The organism is Vibrio sp. M260118, from assembly GCF_036533755.1.
Classification (GTDB): Bacteria; Pseudomonadota; Gammaproteobacteria; order Enterobacterales; family Vibrionaceae; genus Vibrio.
The window spans coordinates 1-5,680 of record NZ_JATABG010000232.1 but is presented as its reverse complement, the minus strand read 5'-3'; the positions used below and the strand labels follow the sequence as shown (position 1 = coordinate 5,680).

The 5,680-nt window shown below is 45.4% G+C and carries 5 protein-coding genes; 4 read left to right on the top strand and 1 reads right to left on the bottom strand.

The features are described 5' to 3' along the window. The first annotated feature begins 234 nt into the window (after positions 1–234). The 4 genes from QTO00_RS13580 (at position 235) to QTO00_RS13565 (ending at position 5,018) form a co-directional block, all read left to right on the top strand. Positions 235–1,722 carry a hypothetical protein gene (locus tag QTO00_RS13580; protein ID WP_331425283.1) on the top strand — a complete coding sequence of 496 codons (1,488 nt, stop codon included), beginning with the start codon at positions 235–237 and terminating at the stop codon, positions 1,720–1,722. Then, a complete protein-coding gene (locus tag QTO00_RS13575; RefSeq protein ID WP_331425282.1) occupies positions 1,703–3,283 on the top strand; it encodes a GGDEF domain-containing protein in 1,581 nt (526 codons plus the stop codon). Before QTO00_RS13580 ends, QTO00_RS13575 begins: the two co-directional genes overlap by 20 nt. Before the next feature lie 215 nt (positions 3,284–3,498). After that, positions 3,499–3,888 carry a DUF3302 domain-containing protein gene (locus QTO00_RS13570; protein ID WP_331425281.1) on the top strand — a complete coding sequence of 130 codons (390 nt, stop codon included), beginning with the start codon at positions 3,499–3,501 and terminating at the stop codon, positions 3,886–3,888. Further along, complete coding sequence (locus QTO00_RS13565; RefSeq protein ID WP_331425280.1) at positions 3,888–5,018, top strand: HlyD family secretion protein; 1,131 nt, start codon at positions 3,888–3,890, stop codon at positions 5,016–5,018. Before QTO00_RS13570 ends, QTO00_RS13565 begins: the two co-directional genes overlap by 1 nt. A gap of 53 nt (positions 5,019–5,071) precedes the next feature. Here the strand turns inward: QTO00_RS13565 and QTO00_RS13560 are convergent, their stop codons facing one another. Continuing rightward, positions 5,072–5,428: a hypothetical protein gene (locus tag QTO00_RS13560; RefSeq protein WP_038201594.1), complete on the bottom strand. Its 357-nt coding sequence runs from the start codon at positions 5,426–5,428 to the stop codon at positions 5,072–5,074. Positions 5,429–5,680: the final 252 nt, after the last annotated feature.

The following is a 5,680-nucleotide window of genomic DNA, read 5'->3' as shown; positions in this document are numbered from 1 at the left end:
TATCAGGATAAGACAGGCAAAACCGCCGCTCAGAATCTAGAGCTAACTCAATCGCCTTTGACTCTGCGCGACTTACTTTCATAATTATGAGGGGCTGATACCCCGGTATTGTGACGTGTACCGTTAATCGCCCGCTGATTTGCTACTTTTAGTAGAGATTAACGCATGGCTATTCATATAATTACCTTGTGTATCGTGTATGCTAGTCGGTATTAGTGTTATAGGATTGATTCATTGGATAAAAGCCAGCGACTTCTAGAGATCGAAATAGACCAATTAAAGAACAAGGTCGAATCGGAGCCGGAAAAAACTTGGGCTATAGCTGAGCAGTGTGCAGCACGTTCAGCACAAATACTCTACCCAGAAGGCGAGATTCAGTGCCTGATCATCATGTCTCGCTGTGCCTGGTGCATAATGGATTACCGCAAGGGCCTAAAGTTCATTAAAGAGGCCCACAGTAAGCTCAATGCTCTCGACACCGACGACCTACTCCCTGAAATTCTCCACATTTATGCCCTACATTACTGGGGGCAAGCACGTTACTACTCTGCCCAACAATACTGGATTAATGCACTAGAGCAGTCCGCACTGGTTGATGAAGTCGAAATACAACTCGAAGCCCTAATAGGACTAGGCAACGTTTGGCGTATGACTCATGAATACAATCTAGCGAAAACAACTCATGAGCTCGCTGTAATCGTCGCCAACAACGCCCGTGTTAACCTGCTCGAAGGTAAAGCTCGTATTCTGCTAGCCTGGGATCACTACTTGCTAAACAACTACGTTGAAATGTTGTCTGTACTTGATGGGGCAGCAGAGGCGCTAAAAGAACACAACGACAACACTTGGCAAGCAGAAATCTGGGATTTTAGAGGCTTAGCCCTTTTGGGCCTCGAACGCGTAGAAGACGCTGAAGAAGCAACACGTAAAGCTCACGAAATCGCCATGCAACACGACTTAGTGTGGATGAAAGCTCACTCATATATTAGTCGCGCTAGAGTAGAACTACTTCGCAAACGTCCCGAAAAGGCTGCGCAGCTATTGGTTCAAGCGGAGCAATCAGCCATCAGCTTTGACAATGGCGAACTGCTATCACAGATCTGCTTCCAGCAATCTCGCGTAGCTGAAGAGTCAGGGGATTTTGAAACCGCGTTGGAAGCGTTCAAAAAATATCGCAAACACTCCACCGATATGCTGCGTGAACAAACGGCTCGAGTGAGTAATGACAAGGCCCGAGCGTCGAAGCGACAACTAGAGCAACGCGCGCGTAAACTGATCAACCGAATTCGCGGTCAACACGAATTCGATCCAGAAAAGCAACTGAGTCAAATGGTCTCAGAGACCTATTGGTGGGAACAACTGGTTTTGTTTAAAACCGAGCTTAAACGTTCAAATCATGCGGTTATTGTTATTCAACATAGTGACCCCAACTACTTGGATGTGTGTACCGAACTCGCCCACTCGCTTTGTAACAAGCAAGATATGCTCGCGCGTCTTAGCCGCGAACGACTAGGCATACTGCTTGCGGATAGAGGCGAAGAGGCCCTTAACGTTTTCCATGTACTAGCTAAAATGATCGAAATATATCCTTGGCATAGGAAAGGCCTAGACGATTCACTGCCTAAGGTGAGTTTCCAAGATATACTTACTTTCCCATTCACCTTAGAACAACTAGAAGACAGTCAGCTACAGGACGAACAGCATGGAAGCCTTACTCAATAAAATTTCTGACTCAGGCTTAGATCCTTCGTCCGTTTCCGGTGAAGAAGCCATTATATTTTGGAACCATGCCCGTCAGCATGTTGCCACTACACCTCAAGAGGTCGCACAGTGCCTAATTATCAGTGCTGAGTTTCGTGTCGAGCTTAAACAACTGCAAACCAGTATCGAGGAGTTGGTCGAAGCACTTGATTATCTCTCATTGCCTGAAGATGCTGAACTTATCCTAGAAGTACGCAACAGCCTTGCTGACCGATTGGTTGAGAATGGCGATTTCCACGGTGCATTGAACCAATATATTACCTCTTCAACCATTGCTGTCGACAGTGGTTTTATAGACGCCTATGTTCTTTCTGTGCTTGGTATGGGCAATTTATGTGATGCCTACGGTGACCACAACCGCGCGCTAAGGTACTACCAAAAAATCGATAGTATCGACCACGCGATCAGCAGCCGATCGTTGCGGCTTCGATATAAACTTTATATGCTCTCTTGTTACATTGAGCTCAAACGCACAACCGCGGCAAATGATCTAATCAAAGAGTGCGAAGAGCTGAGTATCCTGGTCAGTGACAAGCTGCTTACAGGTCAAGTGCTTCTCTATCAAGCTAAACTCTACCGTCAGGACAAGCAAATGGAACTTGCGATGCAATGTCTTGGCAATGTCCAGTACTCTGCGGGCAATATCCACTCAAACTGGCTTTCGAATATGATTCGCCTAGAACTCGCAGCCTGCCTAAGCGAACAAAACAAGCCTCATATCGCTAACTGGGTACTCGAATCGGCGCGCCGACGAGTGAAGCTATACGCATCGCCGATCCTTAATCTTAAACTCTGTAACTCTCTCAGTGAAATATGCGAACAAAAACAAGACTTTAAAGGAGCGTTAGAGAACCAAAAAAGCGCCTACCGAATCGAAAGCGATTTAATGAAAAAAATTCCTATTGGGGAACTGGGTGCAAGCCAATTAAGAAGACTTTCTCGCTTTGAGCTGCAACTGAAACTCATTCTATCTGAACAAGAAAACCGCGAACTAAAAGAAACCACAGAGAGTCAAAAACACACCGTTGCCCAATTGCAACAGGATGTATTTACAGACCCGCTAACATCTCTACACAATCGTCGTTGGCTCGATGTTAAGTTGAAAGACCTATTGCTGCATGATGTGCCATTTGCATTAATGGTCGTGGATATTGACCACTTTAAATCGATTAATGACGAGCTCAGCCACTTGGTTGGTGATAAGGCGATTGTTAACGTCTCGCACGAACTTGCTGCTTACTTTAAGTTCCGTGGGGCTTCTTGCGTGCGCTTTGGTGGCGAGGAGTTCCTAGTCATATTAGAACGCTCAACTCTAGAGCAAGCCGAAATGCATGCAGAGAACTACCGCGAACGTATTTTCAAATTTGGCTGGCAAAACATACTTGGTGAGCGAGGCTTAACCGTTAGTATTGGTATTACCCTTCACCGTGAGGGGGAGAATACTCAGCGCACTTTCTATCGCGCAGACAAAGCCCTCTACCGTGCCAAAGCTAATGGCCGAAATCAGGTCTGTACCGAATAGTCCCTCAACCACTTTCGAATGCCTAGTGATCGTCGCATTAGGCATTTTGTGTGCTTTTTTGTTTCACCACTCAATAATCTCGATATTGATTTAATATATGCGCCATTATTGCTATCAAGATCAATTAATGCATATCTAATTCATTGATTTTATTTCTATACTCTATAGGAATACCTCATTATCTATTCACTGTATTTTAAACAAGGACAGTTGGTATGTTTCTAGATTACTTCGCGTTAGGTCTGCTGATATTCGTAGCCTTGGTTATCTTCTACGGCATTATTGTCATTCACGATATCCCATATGAAATATCAAAAGAGCGTGACCACCCTCATCAAGACGCCATTCATTATGCGGGTTGGGTAAGCCTTTTTACTCTTCACGCTCTATGGCCATTTTTGTGGATATGGGCAACCCTATGGCGAAAAGAACGAGGTTGGGGATTCCAAAAGCTCGAAGAAGAGCAACATGACATTCATCACCGTGTAGACACCCTTATCGACCAAGTTCGACAGCTACAAAAAGAGATGGAAGAGCTAAAACAGAAAGATCAAAGCCCACCGTCTGTTCAAGCACGAATGAACAGCAATGAGGAGGAAAAATAATGGATTTGCTACTCATTCTGACTTACACAGCGCTTTGTATCGCCATCTTCAAAGTGTTCAATATTCCACTCAACAAGTGGACCGTCCCGACTGCAGTACTTGGTGGGGTCGTGTTAATAGGCACCTTAATTCTGCTAATGAACTACAATCACCCATTTACTCAGATTGGTAATCAAGTTTACTCCACGACCCCAATTGTCTCAGGCGTCAGAGGCCGAGTGATTGAAGTACCCGTTGAGGCTAATACACCGCTTAAGCAAGGAGACGTGCTGTTTAGAATCGACCCCATTCCTTATGAAGCGGAAGTTGCTAAAAAGAAAGCACAAATTAAGGAAGCCAGCCAAGGCGCACTAGGCTTAGATTCTGTTTTACAAGAAGCCCTTGCAGCAAAAAACAAAGCAATTGCAGAAAGAGACAAGGCGCAACGCGAGTTTGACCGTTATCAACGCGGTTTCAACAGTGGTGCATTTACTGAGCAACAGCTCGATACTCGACGCCAAGCTTACAAAGCTGCTGAATCTTCAGTTAACGTGGCCGATGCAAAGGTAGAACAAGCTCAATTGGCATTAGACTCTGAAATTGGCGGGGAAAATACAACCGTCGCTCGTTTAATCGAAGAGCTACGCCAAGCGGAGTTTAATTTAGAACAAACGGTCGTCGTAGCACCAACGGATGGCTTCGCTACTCAGCTCGCCCTGAGACCAGGTGTAATGGCCGTTCCTTTACCACTATCGCCAGTGATGACGTTTGTCCACACTGAAGAGAAGTTTTACACTGCCGCATTCCGTCAAAACTCTTTACAGCGACTACGCCCAGGCTTTGAAGCAGAATTTTTGTTTAGAGCACTACCTGGAAAAGTATTTAAAGGTGAAGTGGTTGAAGTATTGCCTGCTATTGGTGAGAGCCAATTTCAAGCACGCGGTACTTTACTTGGGACGGAAGCACTTCGTACCAGCGGCAGAGTATTTGCCAAGCTGAAAATTACTGATGATCTTTCTGACTACCACCTTCCACTAGGCACAGCTGTGGAAGTTGCCGTTTACTCAGACAGCTTCACGCATGTATCCATCATGCGTAAGGTGCTAATCCGCATGAAGAGTTGGCAAAACTACCTCTACTTAGACCATTAACTCGATGGTATAGCCCGAGGAGCACACACGCTCCTTGGGCTAGATGAAGAGAATCAGGCAAGATTCAAAAACAATTCATCATCTGTCATGTATTTGTGCTTAGTGCCCAGATTGCGTAGGTGCATAAACATGAAGTCAGGGAACGCGGGGGCGAGTAAGTCATTCGGTAGCCATACGACACCGCCGACAAAGACATATCTACCCTGCTTCTCTTCACTATGCAGCGCATTATTCATCTCAGTTGAAAGCTCTGGCCTAACCCCTTCAATCACACACACTACCTGCCCGTGAACGACACCGATAACACGCTTTACAAGATTCGCCTTGATTCCGCACTTCCATGCCTGTCGCGTTGACATCTCGAAGCCGTGCTTTCGCACCCCCTTACGGATGTTCACAATTAAATTCATACACACTAACCACCGTAGCATAGCTGATATCAACTTAAGCTAAACCGCAAAGCAGCGCTTGACGACAATAAATATCAGCCGTTTTCCCACTCAATGGCAAACAGGATAAAATCCTAGCCATTAACGGAAATCTAATCCTTTTTGCTATTGCCTATTCGACTGGTTTAGTTCACATTGGCGTAACAAAATAGAAGGATAGCTCATGAGTTCAGCAAGCTTTGTTCGCTTAATATGCCTAGCCGCCATATGGGG

Bases quoted from the DNA above. Each gene is read 5' to 3' on its own strand.
- QTO00_RS13560 (WP_038201594.1), bottom strand. From the start codon at position 5,428: ATGAATTTAATTGTGAACATCCGTAAGGGGGTGCGAAAGCACGGCTTC.
- QTO00_RS13565 (WP_331425280.1), top strand. From the start codon at position 3,888: ATGGATTTGCTACTCATTCTGACTTACACAGCGCTTTGTATCGCCATC.
- QTO00_RS13575 (WP_331425282.1), top strand. From the start codon at position 1,703: ATGGAAGCCTTACTCAATAAAATTTCTGACTCAGGCTTAGATCCTTCG.
- QTO00_RS13570 (WP_331425281.1), top strand. From the start codon at position 3,499: ATGTTTCTAGATTACTTCGCGTTAGGTCTGCTGATATTCGTAGCCTTG.